Annotated in this window: 12 protein-coding genes; 10 read left to right on the forward strand and 2 right to left on the reverse strand. The window is 46.3% G+C overall.

Annotation, left to right across the window (positions count from 1 at the left end; genetic code table 11):
- Window positions 1–256: 256 nt before the first annotated feature.
- The 3 genes from JGK11_RS11070 to JGK11_RS11080 all read left to right on the forward strand — a co-directional run bounded on the left by JGK11_RS11070 (window position 257) and on the right by JGK11_RS11080 (window position 4,930).
- Entirely contained in the window at window positions 257–1,474 is a 1,218-nt protein-coding gene (locus tag JGK11_RS11070) for an ABC transporter permease (protein ID WP_293211659.1), read from the forward strand.
- A 192-nt stretch (window positions 1,475–1,666) separates the two neighbouring features.
- A complete protein-coding gene (locus JGK11_RS11075; RefSeq protein WP_366053628.1) occupies window positions 1,667–2,869 on the forward strand; it encodes an ABC transporter permease in 1,203 nt (400 codons plus the stop codon).
- Window positions 2,870–3,202: 333 nt separating this feature from the next.
- Complete coding sequence (locus tag JGK11_RS11080; protein WP_293211662.1) at window positions 3,203–4,930, forward strand: M10 family metallopeptidase C-terminal domain-containing protein; 1,728 nt, start codon at window positions 3,203–3,205, stop codon at window positions 4,928–4,930.
- Between the two features lie 404 nt (window positions 4,931–5,334).
- On the opposite strand, the gene JGK11_RS11085 is transcribed toward JGK11_RS11080, so the two are convergent.
- Window positions 5,335–8,433 (reverse strand): glycerol-3-phosphate acyltransferase, encoded by a 3,099-nt coding sequence (locus JGK11_RS11085; protein ID WP_293211664.1) that lies wholly within the window; start codon window positions 8,431–8,433, stop codon window positions 5,335–5,337.
- A gap of 114 nt (window positions 8,434–8,547) precedes the next feature.
- Between JGK11_RS11085 and JGK11_RS11090 the strand changes: the two genes are divergently transcribed.
- Complete coding sequence (locus tag JGK11_RS11090) at window positions 8,548–8,742, forward strand: hypothetical protein (RefSeq protein ID WP_293146752.1); 195 nt, start codon at window positions 8,548–8,550, stop codon at window positions 8,740–8,742.
- Between the two features lie 310 nt (window positions 8,743–9,052).
- On the opposite strand, the gene JGK11_RS11095 is transcribed toward JGK11_RS11090, so the two are convergent.
- On the reverse strand, window positions 9,053–9,193 hold the full coding sequence (locus JGK11_RS11095; RefSeq protein ID WP_293177118.1) for a hypothetical protein: 141 nt from the start codon (window positions 9,191–9,193) through the stop codon (window positions 9,053–9,055).
- A gap of 322 nt (window positions 9,194–9,515) precedes the next feature.
- Here JGK11_RS11095 and iscB point away from each other — a divergent pair, with 322 nt between their 5' ends.
- From iscB to JGK11_RS11125, 6 genes are all read left to right on the forward strand, one after another.
- Window positions 9,516–10,787 carry an RNA-guided endonuclease IscB gene (iscB, locus tag JGK11_RS11100; protein ID WP_293211666.1) on the forward strand — a complete coding sequence of 424 codons (1,272 nt, stop codon included), beginning with the start codon at window positions 9,516–9,518 and terminating at the stop codon, window positions 10,785–10,787.
- Window positions 10,788–10,870: 83 nt separating this feature from the next.
- Complete coding sequence (locus JGK11_RS11105) at window positions 10,871–12,283, forward strand: HD domain-containing phosphohydrolase (RefSeq protein ID WP_293205266.1); 1,413 nt, start codon at window positions 10,871–10,873, stop codon at window positions 12,281–12,283.
- A gap of 198 nt (window positions 12,284–12,481) precedes the next feature.
- The gene (locus JGK11_RS11110) at window positions 12,482–13,075 is read left to right on the forward strand and encodes a pentapeptide repeat-containing protein (RefSeq protein WP_293177124.1); all 594 of its coding nucleotides are present in this window, start codon (window positions 12,482–12,484) and stop codon (window positions 13,073–13,075) included.
- Window positions 13,076–13,202: 127 nt separating this feature from the next.
- Window positions 13,203–13,958, forward strand: a complete 756-nt coding sequence (locus JGK11_RS11115; RefSeq protein WP_293177126.1) for a DUF2993 domain-containing protein — start codon at window positions 13,203–13,205, stop codon at window positions 13,956–13,958.
- A 588-nt stretch (window positions 13,959–14,546) separates the two neighbouring features.
- Window positions 14,547–14,837 (forward strand): DUF1816 domain-containing protein, encoded by a 291-nt coding sequence (locus JGK11_RS11120; protein WP_293177128.1) that lies wholly within the window; start codon window positions 14,547–14,549, stop codon window positions 14,835–14,837.
- Between the two features lie 634 nt (window positions 14,838–15,471).
- A complete protein-coding gene (locus tag JGK11_RS11125) occupies window positions 15,472–15,744 on the forward strand; it encodes a DUF1816 domain-containing protein (RefSeq protein WP_293177130.1) in 273 nt (90 codons plus the stop codon).
- The last annotated feature ends 98 nt before the right edge of the window (window positions 15,745–15,842 follow it).

Consider the following 15,842-nt stretch of genomic DNA (forward strand, 5'->3'; position numbering starts at 1 on the left):
TTCATATATCTGTAAAGAGCGCTGAAGCGCAACTACATACCTAAGAGTTAACTTTTTTTTAAATAAAGGTACGTTGTTCCCCTTGAGCGCTCTTTCATAGATATAAGCAAAGAGCGCTGAAGCGCAACTACATACCTAAGAGTTAACTTGTATTTTGTGTCAGTTGCGTAAGTCCTGGAATGTAACGGATTTAAATTACTGATTCCCAATTACCCAAACAATCAAAATCCAAAATCTACAATCTAACAATAGACTCATGGATATTATTGAAAGCGTCAAAATGGCTGTCACAACTTTGACGGCAAACAAGTTACGCAGCAGCTTGACAATGTTAGGAATTATCATCGGTAATGCTTCCGTAATTTCGATGATTGGTATTGGCGAAGGAGCTCAAACCTATATTGCGGGACAGGTTAACTCTCTGGGTTCAAATTTGCTGTTTATCATTCCCGGAAGTCCTGATGCCCAAAGTCGCCCGGTGATTCCTCCTCAGACTTTGGTTTTGGATGATGCAGAGGCGATCGCCTCTCAAGTTCCTTCTGTCGAAGCAGTTGCACCAACTCTCAATGACAGTCAAATCGTTACTTACCGCAATAAAAACGTTTCGTCTTCGATTGTCGGAACTACTCCTGAGTTTCTGCCGGTGAGAAGCTTTGATGTTGCTCAAGGTCGTTTTTTAAACAAGCTAGATTTAGAAAGACAAGAAAATGTAGTTGCTTTAGGTTCAGAAGCTGCTGAACAATTGTTTGGCAATACTCAGCCTGTCGGTCAATATGTTCGCATCAAAAATGCAACTTTTCAAGTGATTGGCGTGATGCAGGCTAAGGGATCGAGTTTTGGTGACAATCAAGATATGAATGTTTATTTGCCGCTGACAACGATGGCTAACCGCATTGTCGGTCGCTCGTCTCCCTACGGTACTAAGGTAACATTTATTTCGGTTTCTGTGAAGGATGAAAAGTTAATGAGTGCGGCGCAATTTCAAATTGAAAATCTGCTGCGCTTGCGTCACAATATTACTAAGGAAGATGATTTTACTGTCCGAAATCAGAAGGATTTAATGAAGACTTTGGGCAGCATTACTGGTGCTTTGACTCTGATGTTGGCTTTTGTGGCGGCAATTTCGCTGTTTGTGGGCGGTATCGGGATTATGAACATTATGCTGGTTTCTGTGACTGAACGTACTAAGGAAATTGGACTGCGAAAGGCGATCGGTGCTTCTCCTCAGGATATTCTGATTCAGTTTATGATTGAGGCTGTGATTTTGTCGGCTGCTGGTGGTGCGATCGGTACTGGATTCGGTATCGGTGGTGTGTTTTTGGTGTCTGCTTTTAGTCCTCTGCAAGCTAGTGTTTCTCCAGTGGCGATCGCCCTTGCGGTTGGTGTTTCTGGTAGCATAGGCTTATTTTTTGGCATCGTACCGGCAAAACAAGCTGCTAAGTTAGACCCGATTGTGGCACTCAGAAGTGCTTAATCAGTTGACAGTTGACAGTTGACAGTTGACAGTTGGCAGTTGACAGTTGGCAGTTGACAGTTGACAGTTGACAGTTGGCAGTTGGCAGTTGGCAGTTGACAGTTGACAGTTGACAGTTGACAGTTGACAGTTGGCAGTTGGCAGTTACCAATTACCAATTACCAATTACCAATTACCAATTACCAATTACCAATTACCAATTACCAATTACCAATTACCAATTACCAATTACCAATTACCAAGACGATGATTGGGATGATTGTCGGAAATGCTTCGGTAATTGCGATGATTGGGATTGGAGAGGGTGCTCAAAATTTTGTAGGCGGACAAGTTAAATCTCTCGGTACAAATGTGTTGATTGTGAGAGCTGGAGTGCCTAATGCTAGCCGAAGTTCGATTAGAAATGCACCTCAAACACTGATAGTAGAAGATGGTAAGGCGATCGCATCTCAAGTCCCGTCGGTGCAAGGTGTATCTGCCGAACTCAACAGTTCAGAACTCGTTCGCTACGGTAACAAAAATGTCTCGTCTCTGATTTTTGGCACAATTCCCGAATTTCTGACAGTCAGAAACTTTGAAATGGCTAAAGGGCGATTTTTGACGGAACTCGATGTTAGGCAAAACAATCAAGTTGTGATTCTTGGTTCAGAATTGGCCGAAAAACTGTTTGCTAATACCAATCCCCTCGGCGAACAAGTGCGAGTCAAAAATGTCAGCATGAAAGTAATTGGAGTATTTGCGGAGAAAGGGACATCTTTTGGTACGAATTATGATAACTCAGCCGTTGTGCCGATCGCCACAATGGCCAACCGCATTGTCGGGCGCAAGTCTCCCTACGGTTTAGCTGTCACTTCGCTGTTTATTTCGATTCAAGATGAGTCGAAAATGGATGCTGCTCAATTTCAGGTGGAAAACTTGCTGAGACTGCGGCACAAGATTACCACAGAAGATGACTTTACTGTCCGAAATCAGAAAGATTTAATGGCGACAATGGGCTCGATTTCCGGGGCCCTGACACTTATGTTAACTGCTGTGGCCAGCATTTCTTTGTTAGTCGGCGGCATTGGGATTATGAACATTATGCTGGTTTCTGTCAGCGAACGCACTCAGGAAATTGGGCTCAGAAAGGCGATCGGGGCTTCCCAACACGATATCTTGTTTCAATTCATTATCGAAGCTGTAATTTTATCTGCCGCTGGAGGCATCGTTGGGACTTGCGTAGGAGTCGGAGGTATCTTGCTTGTAGGTAATTTTACGCCTCTGCAAGCTGGTATTTCGCCTGTGGCGATCGCCCTTGCTGTTAGTGTCTCCGGTGGCGTCGGTCTCTTCTTCGGCGTGATCCCGGCGCGTCAGGCTGCCAAACTCGACCCGATCGCAGCCTTGAGAAGTGCTTAACAAATAATTACATATATAGCATACTTAAGTATATACCTAGGCAAGTATATACATAATGTTACTCGTTGATGCTAACCACGGTGTATATATGTTGAAAAATTAATAAAACCAGTCGGATGGTAAAGTTTTAGCAAAAACAATGTAGTTTAAATAAAAAATTAATCGGAAACTTTATCAAAATGAGTGAAATATTAAAGATTCAATGAAGTTTCACTCAGGGGATTTACTTACTTAAGAAAAGGCCTAATAATCTAAACTACGAGCAAACACTCATAGCATCGATCGATGGCTATGAAGGTTGGCTATTTGATGAAAATTTTTAAATAAAAACCAATGGCTTCTATTACCAGCAGTCCCAAATTTGACTTTCTCGAAGGAACTTCAGGCCCAGACACAATTAACGGCTTGGATGGTAACGATATAATTTATGCCAAAAGCGGAGATGATTTGCTCCAAGGCGATCGAGGTAAAGACAAAATTTGTGGCGACTCTGGTAACGATACAATTGCTGGCGGCCTAGACGACGATATGATCTGGGGCGGCAAAGGCAACGACCTGATATTTGGCGACTCAGGCAACGACACTCTCTACGGGTGCGTAGGTAGCGATACCATCAGCGGTGGTGAAGGCAATGACATATTTGCGATCGGCAAAAGCAACGGCGGCCCAACGGTAGCCACAGCAGACTACATCACCGACTTCGAGAAGGGCAAGGACAAAATTCGGTTGCTCAATGGTCTCACATTTAACGACTTAAACATCCAACAAGGCACAGACGCTAACAGCAACAGCACGGTAATTCAAGACAAACTCACAGGTGAATATTTAGCAGTATTGCAGGGAGTCAATAGCAGCACCGTCACCCCCGACAACTTCGCAACTCACCTTTCGGGAAACTGCATCAGAGAGTCGAACGGAATGATGCTAGACGCCATCCGGACAGCCGGCACCCCGCCTCCGGTAGCCTCCCGCAACATGGCAATGGTTCACGCGGCCATTTACGACGCTGTTAACTCGATTACCAAAAAATACAGCCCTTACCGCGTCAACATAGATGCACCAGCGGGGGCATCAGAAGAAGCTGCGGCTGCGGCGGCTACCTACCGCACTCTGCTTAGCCTGTACCCTGCACAAAGCATCAAATTTGATGCAGCATACGCATCGTCTTTAGCAAAAATTCCCGATGGGAAATCGAAACAAGACGGAATCGCGATCGGAGAACAGGTTGCTGAGAAAATTATCAGTTGGCGCAGTACAGACGGCGCTAACAAAGTAGTACCCTACACACCGAAAACTGACGCAGGCAATTGGCAGCCGACTCCTCCGGGCCTGGCCGCATCATTGCTGCCCCAGTGGCCGGATGTGACTCCCTTTGCGATGACTAGCGGTTCGCAGTTTCGTCCGTCAGGCCCGCCCGCCCTCGATAGCGCCAAGTACGCAGAGGAGTTGAACGAGACTAAAGAAATCGGCAAAATTGACAGTCTGACGCGCACGCCCGATCAAACTGCGATCGCCAAATTCTGGGCCAACGGCGGAGGTACTTTTACTCCCCCCGGCCACTGGAACCAAATCGCCTCAGAAGCATCGGCCCTCAGCGGTACATCGTTGGAAGATAGCGCCCGCTTGTTCGCCCTGCTAAATATTGCCCAGGCCGATGCAGCTATTAACTCGTGGGATGCTAAATATAAGTACGATTTCTGGCGGCCCGTGACAGCTATTCGCCAAGCTGACACAGACAACAATCCCAACACAACAGCCGATCCTCTGTGGACACCGCTGCTGATAACTCCGCCCTTTCCTGAGTACACATCGGGCCACAGTACCTTTAGCGGTGCAGCGGAACCAGTTTTGAACTCTGTATTTGGTTCGGATTTTGGCTTTGCAGATAAGGGAGACAAGTCTGTCAACAGTCTGCGAACCTTTGACAACTTTGCCCAAGCGGCCGACGAATCGGGGATGAGTCGCATTTACGGAGGCATCCATTTCATGAGTGCTAACGTAGACGGTTTGAGCGCGGGTAGAAATGTGGGGAACTATGTTGTCCAGAATTTCTTAGTTTAGGAAAGTGGCGAGTTGATGGAAAATGGAAAATTTTCCATTTTCGATTTTCTGAATTGGGTGCATCTCTGATTTTGCAAATGTATGAAAAAATCACTGCGTACCTTACCGCTATCAGTAGTGCGTCAAGCTATTTTTTGGTCTTAGGAATGAGAATTAAATAACTTACAATTTTAATTATTGTGGGATGGGCGTCCCGCCCGTCTATAAAGGACGGGCGGGACGCCCATCCCACAAGCTTGTGTAAGGGTGCATATCAGTTTTGCAAGAAGCATTGTTTATTGTAGTGCGAGCGTCCCCGCACAGCAAAGCTTGTACAAGCTTTGCTGTGCGGGGACAGCACTGTAAATGCAAAACTGAGATACACCCCTTGTGTAAATTATTTAATTCGCCATCCTTAGTCCTGACTATTCCAGCAGTTCCACAGTGCCGAGATATCCATCTACTCGCACTTTTTGACCGTCTCGCAGGCGAGTTGTAGCTTCAGCAATATTCATGACTGCGGGAATTTTGTACTCGCGGGCGATAATTGCTCCGTGAGACAACTGACCGCCAACTTCGGCTACAATTGCCTTTGCTCCCAACAGTAGCGGCGCCCAACCGGCATCGGTGTAGGGTACTACGGCGATCGCATTTTCGCCTAATTCTGTAGTGACACTCCGGCAAATCTTCACAAAACCTTCGACGCAGCCGATACTTGCGGGAATTCCCTGCATGATACCGGTTGCGGATGTTGCGGGGTCGATCGACCTTTTCTGAGAATTCGGCAGCAGATTGCCGTAGACTACAGGGGGAATCGGGCGATCGCGATCGGCTAACAGGCGATCGCGCCTCAGGCTAATCGTCTCCTGAAAAGAAACACTCGCACCGCTGCGAATCCACTGCTGAATCTCCCCAAATTCCAGATAAAAAATATCTCCTGGTTCCTGAAACACCTGCATTTCCAATCCGCAAGCTTCAATTGCCAAAAAAGTCCAGCGGAGATGAGCCAACAATCGCGCGTAAATTTCACTAATTTGGCTTTTAACTATAGCTCGTTCCTGACATTTATTTAAGCGCCACTTCTGAGCAAAAGTCAAGCTTAATTTTCCAGTTGCTGCTGAATTAGCAACAGTAGGTTTTTGAGCCAAAGTTATCAGCAATTTGCGGTAAGTTTCCGGCTGTTCTCGCCAAGTAGGAACAGCGATATCAGTTCCCACTTCGCTCAAATATCCGTAAATATCCAGCCACTGTTCAAAGTCTGCTTGCAAAGCCAGACTTTCAGTAAATATCTGTGCTAATTGTGCGGCTGAAACATTCTCGCCTGACTGGTAAATAGCAACTTCTCGCAATTTCTCAGCCAACTCTTGCAAAGCTCGCACCGAAGCGATTTCAGGAGCAGTATCATTAACAAGCCAATCATCATCAACGCGAAAAATTGCTTTGCGAATTGCCAGCCCGATCGGCCCCAAGATATTGTAGTAAGTAATCGGCTTCAGCCACTCCTGAATTTGCTCAGATTTATCCAACAACTCACTTAAATCTTGGTAATTGGGCATGGGGAATTGGGCATGGGGCATGGGGCATGGGGCATTGGGCATTGGGAATTGGGCATTGGGAATTGGGAATTGGGCATTGGGAATTAATATTCCTTCTTCATTCTTCCCTCTTCCTTCTTCCCTCTTCCTTCTTCCTTCTTCCTTCTCTGACTTCTCCAGACTTTCGATTGCTGGTAAAAAAATAGAAGTGCGATCGCCCGCAAAATCTGCATTCAGCGCCCGCTCCCGCTGCACCAGACGCCACAAACCGGGTAAAGAGGGCAAAATCTTCCCCAAAGGTGGCTTACCCATCTTCTGCCCTCTGAGCAAAAACTCCAAACCCTGCTCCGGCAATCCCATCATCCGAAAGATTTCGCCCAACAAAGTCGCGTTAAAATAGGCGTGGGAACCCAGCAAAGTCGCCGTTTCCTTGAAATTTAGATTAGCAGCGCGATCGGCCAAAACCACCCGAAAAATCTCTCCCCAAACCCCGCAAGTCAGCGGCCGATTAATCGACCAAGTTAGCGGGCGAATTGCACCAGGAATCACTTCTGCGGCAATAGTTCGAGTCCAAAACGGCTGCAAATTAGTAATCGGGCGGCTTTGCAAAATCCAAACTTTTTCCCCGTCCCAACTCCACTCAATATCCTGCGGGATGCCGTGAAAAAAAGCTTCGATTGCTTGCGCTTGTTTGACTAATTCAGCTATAATTTTTTTGTCAAGAATTGAACTGATTTCAAGCTCGCTTAAATTTTGTTCTAAAGCTTCAGGCTGGGTAAAATCTAATTCCAAATGAACCGGAGTAACTTGTCCGCCGACAACAGATTCAGCACCTCCCGGCAAAGCTTCAATAATTATCTGGGAACCGCCATCTAAAGGATTGCGGCTGAACATAACTCCCGCAATTTTTCCCTCAATATAAGGCTGAATCAAAACAGCCATTTGAGTATCCGGGAGTTGTCGCTGCTGGCGGTAAGCCACAGCTTCGGAAGTCCAATAAGACTGACGGCAGCGGTGAATGCCAGCGATTAATTCTGCTTCAGTGGAAACAGGCCCGATAGTTTCATATTGCCCAGCCGCCGAACTAATATCGCCATCTTCTCCCGCCGCCGAAGAGCGCACAATCATGCGATTTTCGATTTGCGATTTTAGATTTTCGATTAAAGAATTAGGGATTGACAAATTTTCACTGTTTTCTGAATGCCCGATGCCCGATGCCCGATGCCCGATGCCCGATGCCCGATGCCCGATGCCCGATTCATTCAATAATATCCAGCCAGAAGGAACATTAAAATTAGCGCGTTTTAGTTGAGACAATCTCGCAGCTTTATCGCCGCAAATTTTAGCATCTAACGAGTCATCGAGAGAAAACAATTGTTCCGATTTAGATAAAGCCATATCATCACCCTGACTGAGATTAATTGCAGCTAATAAAACTCCCAATCCTGCTGCTGCTAAGAATTCCGGCAAAGATTGATGCCACACCCAAACCCAGATAGGCGTGCACAGACAGCCGCAGCGGGAAGCAAAGAGTCTCGCCCGATCGCCCTTTTGCCACAACCGCCGTGCCAAACCCCACACCAGTAGCCCCCAAATGCCAGAAGAGACAGCCACCGGCGGCGAAAATACCAAAAGACCCCAAACCGCGTTAGTCACGCCTCCACCTCGGGCGATCGCATATCTGGCCGCAACCAGAGGAATTAACAGGGCGATCGCGATCGCAGGTGAATCAGGAAACCAAAATCTCCCCGCCAAAACCGGCAGAATACCCCTGGCAATTTCCGCCAACACCGCAGCAATTCCCGCCAACTTCCCCCCGTGAATAAAAGCAGCCGACACCCCCACATTCCCCGTGCCCAACCGCCTCAAATCTTTACCGCCCAGCAGCCGCACCGCCCAGCGAGTAAGCGGCAAAGCACCCAGAGCAAAACTGGCGGCTAACAGAAGTGCGATCGACAACAGCGGCATAAAGGGGATTTTTAATTTCAATCTCTAAGTATTATGGCTGCAATTCGCTCAAATTTTCAGTCTTCGGATATATTGCACGATCGCCAATAGCACATAAAATACTAGAGAAGTACAGTAAATAAGGATTTGAACCAAATGGTAGAGAACAACCTAATGATTCCGATCGCAGTTCTTGGTGTTGGATTTGTCGCTGCGGTTAGTATCGGCTCCATTGCGTGGTATAATTCCAAGCGCCCCCCGGGTTGGGAATCCAAAGAACGGCCTGATTTTGTTCCAAAAGTTGATAAAGATGATTTGATTGCAGATGTTTCTGAGTCCAAAGGTAAATAATAAAAAGTTTATTGAGACGAAGAAAAACTGAGATAGGACTTGTGAATTAATGAGAAAACTTTGTCGTTGCACCCAGAACGCTGCAATTTTAAGGGCTGGGTTTTCCATTTTTCGCACAAGTCCTGTATTTATATTGTAATGAAGAACATATTAATAAATATTCTGATATCCTGTCTGGTAGAACAACCACAAGCAAAAAAGTTTATATTAGCGAATGCGGCGTTGCTGCTGCAACGGCATGAAAGACTCAATGTGAAAAAATGAAACAAGCCAGTCAGTCAATATAGCTGAATTTTCAAGTGATTCATTTTCATACCCTAATATAAGCAAGGTCGTTTTTTTTGAAGAGCAAGAAATCGCTGTCGGTGCGGTTGAGTTCGATATAAATTGAAAGAGCCGGATCGATCGCCATCACATCGCCGTTTTTGTAGGTTGTGGAGCCGGAAGTCATCAAAAAATCGGATTTTTGTCAAAAGTATTTTCGAGAAGGTCGATCGCACGTTACAATATGTTAAGAGCCGGCACCGCCTTTTGCAGTCAGTAACTCAGCTCTAAAGAGACTGAGCTTGTAAGAAATTGCAAGCTGTGCTGACCAGACCCCTGTTACAAGGAGACGTTATTTAGGTCATGATACCGGAGAATGCGACGCTAGTTTTCCGCTCTATCGTTTGCAGTCAAACAAACTTAAAGTCACTCTCGTTAGTGCTGCAAACTTAACAAGCCTTTATAACCAGGTCGAAGCGAACATTACACGCAAGTGGAGGGACACAACAATGTCCAATTTTATTTTCGTAGTTGACACAAACAAAAAACCACTCACACCTTGCAAGTCGTCAATGGCTCGTAAGTTGCTGACGGCTGGTAAAGCGGCTATCTTCAGAAGATTCCCGTGTACCATTATCCTCAAAAAGGCAGTAACAGCAACCATTGAATCAATTACTCTCAAATTAGATCCAGGTTCCAAAACTACAGGCATTGCATTATTGCAAGGTGAAAAAGTAATTTTTGGTGCTGAATTAACTCATCGCGGTCAAACTATCAAAGCAAGTCTTGAGTCCCGTCGTTCACTGCGTCGAGGAAGGCGAAACCGTCATACTCGTTACCGCCAAGCAAGGTTTTTAAACCGTACCCGCAAAAAAGGTTGGTTGGCACCATCCTTGCAGCACCGGGTAGAAACCACCCTGACTTGGGTTGAAAAATTACGCAGGCTTGCACCTATCGGTTTAATTGTTCAAGAGCTGGTCAGATTTGACTTGCAACAATTAGAAAATCCTGAAATTTCAGCTATTGAATACCACCAAGGCGAACTACAGGGTTACGAAGTTAGGCAATATTTGCTTAACAAATGGAACCGAAAATGTGCTTACTGCGACGCCGAAAATGTACCATTGCAAGTTGAGCATATTCATCCCAAATCTCAAGGCGGAAGCAATCGAATTTCTAATCTTTGCCTTGCTTGTCAGAAATGCAACCAGAAGAAAGGTACTCAGAACATTGAACAATTCTTAGCAAAGAAACCTGACATTCTGAGTCGAATTCTTACACAATCCAAGCGCCCCCTAAAGGATGCTGCTGCGGTAAATTCGACTCGATGGACGTTATTTGGTCGCTTAAAAGAAACGGGGTTGCCTGTTTTAACTGGCTCAGGTGGACTGACCAAGTTCAATCGTAGTCGGCTGCAACTACCTAAAACTCATTGGCTTGATGCTGCTTGTGTCGGTCAAGTTGAAGCGCTAGAATTATTAACAAATAAGCCACTGCTAATCAAGGAAACTGGACACGGAACCCGTCAAATGTGTCGCACAGACAAATTTGGCTTTCCATCTCGGTACGTTCCTCGAAACAAGTTTGTTAAAGGCTTTCAAACTGGTGACATCGTAAAAGCAATCGTCATCAGTGGCAAGAAAATAGGTGAATATGTTGGTCGGGTTGCAGTTAGAACGACAGGTTCGTTCAACATCTCAGCATCAGAATTGGTGCAAGGAATTAGCCATAAATACTGCAAAATAGTTCACAAAAAAGATGGCTACAGTTACGCATATTAGGATTGACGGGGACTGAAGTCCCCCGCGTCGCTTCCCTCTCAAGGCTAAAGCCGTTGAGTTTCCCGCATCCCGTATTAATTTTTATGAATCCAGAATCAACTCTCGCCAGACTACAAGCTACACTTCCCGACGGAAAACTGCCTTCTAGCTACGGGGTATACTTCAAAAACACCCTAGTAGCCCTGTGTCACGCCCTAGAAGACCACATCTTGCAAACCAGCAGCGGGGACGATCTCGCACTCAAACCGCTGGTTTTGGTGACGTTTCAGCAGGGAAAATGGTATTTGCAAGAAGCCGATCGCTACTTCGATATTGCTAAGGCTTCTCGACAAGTTGTCATCGGTGCAGTAGCCGACAGCGGTTTCGCTACCCACAAAACCGGTCAATTAGAAAATGTATCTTTAATAGAACTTGATGAGATCGACCCCATTATCCAAGAATGGAATTTAATCATCCTGGCCCCCACATACAAAGCAATGGTGCTTTGTCGCGAACTTACGGCCCAGGAATACTTGCCAGAGGGCAAGCCAGAAGTCGATACAGAGCGAAAATTCTACGGTTTGTGGTCGTTTGACCAGTCGTTGGTGTCGGCGTCAGCAGAAATTTTTATAGAACAAACACGACATTATAATCCCTCCCTAGCCGACAGTTTGCTAGAAATTCATCACGAAATTCTTGCTACCAAAGGCCCGCCCTTGGCAGACATTAGTGGCGTAGTATCCCGCATCGTTACTTACCTGCAAAGTTCTCAGCAGCAAATGGTGGCAATTAACCGCCAAACTCGCGATTTGTGGGAATTGGAAGGTCAAGCTTTGCGCGTCAGCCGCAATTTGAACGCCAACAAACTGCAAGCTTTTCTGCGGATGGCCCAGCGCGTAGACGAACGCGACACCTCAAATCCCACAGCTTCTTTGCAGGTGGCGGCTTTGTCGGAAACTTTGGGTCAATTGTTGGATTTGCCGGCTTTGCAACTGCGAAGGCTGCGGCTGGCGGGATTGCTGTTTCGAGTCGGCTTGGTTTCGGCGCCGAATGAGGTGTTCGATCGCACTTCCGATAAATTCGACCAAGGAACTCTATCATTTTGGCGCGATCGCAGTTTCATCGGTTCCCAACTCCTCCAAGCAATGCCGGAATTAGCACCAGTCGCCGAAATTGTCAAGCACAAACTCGAAAATTGGGACGGCAGCGGCAGGCCCGAGGGTTTGCGAGGTGAAGGGATACCCGTTGCTTCGCGGATTTTGGGTTTGGTCGCTTGTTTCCAAGACTTGACTCAACCGCGGGGCGATCGTCCTGCTTTGAGTTTGACAGCAGCCTTAGAAAAGTGCCGCGAACTGTCGGGTACTCGCTTCGATCCGGCTTTGGTGGAAACTCTCGGGAATGTCGTCAGACTCGCAGATATGGGTTTGATGGAGTTACCCACCCGCCCCAGCCAACTGCCTAATATCTGGTTGGAGGATTTGGGCGATCGCACGATCGCGGCAACTCCGGCATTGTAAAATAAGTTGGGTAATTCAGTGGACAGTTGACAGTGGACAGTGGACAGTTATTGTATGGTGCGTCAGGACTACGGATTTAGTACGAATTCCGCAACCTAATTTTCTGTTTACGGTGTGTACCCTAGTAATTGACAACTGCCAACTGACAACTGCCAACTGCCAACTGCCAACTGACTTATGACTTATGACTAAAAACTAATGACTCATGACCTCGAAGCCATACGCCAAGGCAAAATTCATATATTGGCCGGCATAGATTTAGCCGGCGCAAACTTAGCGGGAGCCGATCTCGCAGGTGCCGACTTATCTCAAGCCAACTTAACAGGAGCTAATCTCACCGGTGCTAACTTGCAGCGGGCGGTGCTGCGAGCAAACCTCCGCGGCGCAGACTTGAGCGGTGCTGACTTGCGCGGGGCTGATTTTCGGAATGCTGACTTGCGCGGTGCTTCTTTTGCTAATGCTTTAGTCCGCGATGCAAGTTTTGGGGGTGCTTTTTTGACGGCGGCCTCGATCGGCAATTTGGACTTGAGCGGTGTCGATTTGCGGGGAGCCGATTTGCGGGGTGCTAATTTGGCTCGCGCCATCTTGCAGCAGGCAGATTTGAGCAATGCCAATTTGTCCGGCGCAGACTTGTCGGGAGCTGATTTAGAAGAAGCTATCCTGAATGGAGCCGTACTGCGCGGTGCTAACCTGACGGGGGCTAATTTGCTCTGTGCTGCGATCGAACATACCGTCTGGGATGGAGCTTTGCTCGATCGCGCTTGTCTCCAAGGCACGCCCCTGAGTCCTTAAATTTCCAAAATGTTACTTTCAAGGCAGACAAAAAACAACTTCTGCTTATAAAGTGAATAAGCACAAGCTATTTTAACATTTCTTAATGAGAGGCTATAATAGCGACTGTAGATCAGCAAACGAATAAATGGTAGCAGCTTTGTTTAGCGGTACATCCTTTCAAGGTCAAAGTGGCGATCGCCTTGTCAGCAAAGTAGCAGGAGCTGCGATCGCAGCCTTATTCAAACGTTCTGAAAAGGCAGAAGCCAACATCCGAGTCGAACCTGTAGCCAAACTCTTGCAGGGAAGCATCGACGGTTTCGACTTCGTTGGCAAAGGTATGTTGATGTATAACGGCCTGCGTATAGAAGTGATGGAACTCTACTTGCAAGCACTCTCCATTGATTTTGGGGCGATTTTTGCAGGTCAAGTCAAATTGCGGCAGCCTACCCAGGCAAATATGCGAGTAGTCTTAAGCCGATCGGATTTAACCACCTCATTCAATACACCTTTTGTAGTTGAAAAACTCCAAAAGCTGAAATACCAAGAGCAATCTCTGTACTTTCAAAACACTGAAGTCAGCTTCGGAACAGACAAATCAATTCGGCTTCAGTCCGAGATTACGATCGGCCAGGACAGCGAACCAGTCAAAATAGATATTACAGCTCAATTGCAAGTAGAAGACCGGCGCAAAATCCAATTTGTCAGCGTTACTTACGGCGGTGACGGGCAAGCAGTAGACTTGGCTCAAGCTATAATTGCCCACGTAAATAACTTGCTAGACTTAGACAAATTTGCTTTAGAGGGCACTCAACTGCGAGTAGACCGCTGTCGAGTTCAAAACGACGAGCTGGTTTTTTACGGCTGGGCTGGCATCGAACAGTTCCCCAAAGGCAAGCGCTAAGCCTCAGCGTGCTGAGCTTAGCCGACAAATCAGATTAGTGGGAAAAATTTTATAGCTTAACAAAACTACCCGCCCCGGCGGGTTTTGCTATTTTAGCCACAGTTTTTCAGCTATGGCGTTGCTAGCCTAAAGTCTCTCTGTATTCCGGTGTATTTCCAGAACTAATCTGTCGCGGATTTAATATGTCAGCAACTGCTGACTTAAATTATTTTGAGCGAGAATTCATAGCGCGCCATCAAGCTTAAATTTAAGTGCAACAGAACTTATACAACGCATAATATGCGGACTAATTGTTAAGTACGTTGTTACACTTCGGCGCTGTTTATATGAAAGAGCGCTGAAGCGCAACTACGTACCTGTGCAAAGTAGCTTATTCACGGAGATTCTAGATATCTGCTCAAAATCAGCACTCAGGTTGAGGCGATCGCCCAAATAGTCTTGATAAACTTAGAGTGTCTTGGAGACAGAAACCGGGTTTGAGAGACAAAATTCTCTGGTGGGGCGATCGCAAAGATGGGAGAACCCGGTAAATAAGAGTCGCAAGGACGCAAGTCCTATTACAAAATAAATAACCCATAAAGAGGAAAAATGCTTGGATTTTATTTATTTGGTCTCTACCTCGCAGTCTTGTCCGTGTTTGCCGGGCCCAGCCGCCGCAGCCCGGATAAATGGTGGGTAGAAATCATCACAGATTTTCCCTACTGTACCTACTATTTTGGCCCCTTCGACACCGACAAAGAAGCCTCCAGCCACACTCCAGGCTACATCGAAGACTTGGAAAGCGAGGGAGCCAAAAGACTTAGCATCCGCATCAAACGGTGTCATCCTTCCGATCTCACCATCTGCGAAAGTGAATTCTCAGAGGGTATTGCTGCTTAATAATTTTGATAGTTCAGACTGCCGAAACCGGGTTTTTTGACTGAAATACTCCCTCTATCGTGAGAAGTATCAGTTAAACATCTCGGTTTTTCCGCGTCAATAGTTCGTCATATCATATGTCGATACCATAACAAAAAAGGTTCGTAGTGCGGACTTCAGTCCGCAGCCAAAGAGCGGACTGAAGTCCGCGCTACGAACAAAAACGGTTTGTAGTGCGGACTTCAGTCCGCAGCCAGAGAGCGGACTGAAGTCCGCGCTACCAACAAAACTGTACAGATATCCGTTCTGTGTGACTTTTCAATTATCTAAAAAGAGAAATAGAAATCGGAAGAAGCAAGGCGAAATCTTCCGCAACGATTTCAGCAATTAAAAACTTCCTCATCGTCGGGCGTGGTTGGTATAACTCAAGCCTCAACAATAAAATTAAGCATCGTTTGATTCTAGTTCTTGCTTTGCGGATTTTTTGGTAGATGTCATTAAAACTCAGCCTCTTCTCCACCAAAATGCTGATGTTAGCCAGCATTGACTCTCAACAATTACGACCGTTAAATCAGCACTGAGGACGAGTCGATCGAGCTATTTGTCCTGCTAACTTAAGGACAGTAAAAACTACTTGACTGCGGGGACACCTACTATGTTTGGACTTTATATATTCAGTATGTACGTCGCTGCTTTCTGGATACTCACTCAACCGATTGGCGGCAGTAGAGGTCGCGAGTGGTGGGTAGAAGTTGACACAGATTCACCCAAACGCACCTATTACTTTGGTCCTTACGAAAGCAAGGATGAAGCTTCTAATAATACCAACGGCTACATCAAAGACTTGGAGAAGAAAGGAGCTAAAAAAATTAGCATTAACATCAAGCAAGGTCGCCAACCAAGTCAGCTAAGAGCTACTGATGAGTAATGCCATTTTTTCAAAATCATGCAATGCCTTCAACAGTTGATAGTTGACTCCCAGAGAGCGATCTTTACCTAGAAGTCGGAGGATTGGAGTAATGAATA

It is taken from the genome of Microcoleus sp. PH2017_34_RAT_O_A (assembly GCF_020737885.1).
Lineage (GTDB): Bacteria > Cyanobacteriota > Cyanobacteriia > Cyanobacteriales > Microcoleaceae > Microcoleus.